Below are 490 nucleotides of genomic sequence, written 5' to 3'. Positions count from 1 at the left end.
TCATTACCACCGTACCCTTGATGGCTACACCGGCCCCACTGGCGAGATTCTGCGGCCACGCGGCAGCGCCCACAAAAGAAATGGTATCTGGCGGATCTGTTTTTATTGTCTCTTTCTATTCTTCCAACCGGTCGCGCGTTGGCTGACGTTCAGCGGCCAGACGCGGCCGATCAAGCGCCTTGGCCTGGTTTTTCGCGCTGCTGAGGCCGAGGCGTGCACACCGTGGCTCCGCGTGCGAATACTTTCACAGTCTCCGGAGCCTGGGGAGCCAGGCGAAGTTATCTAGACCCATCCCAAATAGAGCAGTCGGCGTGGTTGGTCATGATGTCAGCGGCGCGGCGCCCGGATGGGTCGACAGCGGTATTATATGCCCTGCGCGCAGGCACGGCGGTAGCTAAAAGCCCCTCTTCCCCTGAGGGTGTCGCAAAAGGCACCGATCTTCGCCCTTTGACCCCCTCTCCCCAAGCCCCCTCGCTGCGCTCGGCGCAGG

1 protein-coding gene is annotated in these 490 nt (G+C 61.6%); it reads left to right on the top strand.

The annotated features are described in order from the left end of the window. Positions 1–286 (top strand): hypothetical protein (locus BQ17_RS22215; RefSeq protein ID WP_218067980.1); only part of this gene is annotated, 286 nt, incomplete at its 5' end. Between the last annotated feature and the right edge of the window lie 204 nt (positions 287–490).

It is taken from the genome of Candidatus Thiosymbion oneisti (genome assembly GCF_900092655.1).
GTDB classification, from domain to species: domain Bacteria; phylum Pseudomonadota; class Gammaproteobacteria; order Chromatiales; family Chromatiaceae; genus Thiosymbion; species Thiosymbion oneisti.
The sequence above is the reverse complement of the archived record's forward strand: the minus strand, read 5'-3'. Positions and strand labels throughout refer to the sequence as shown.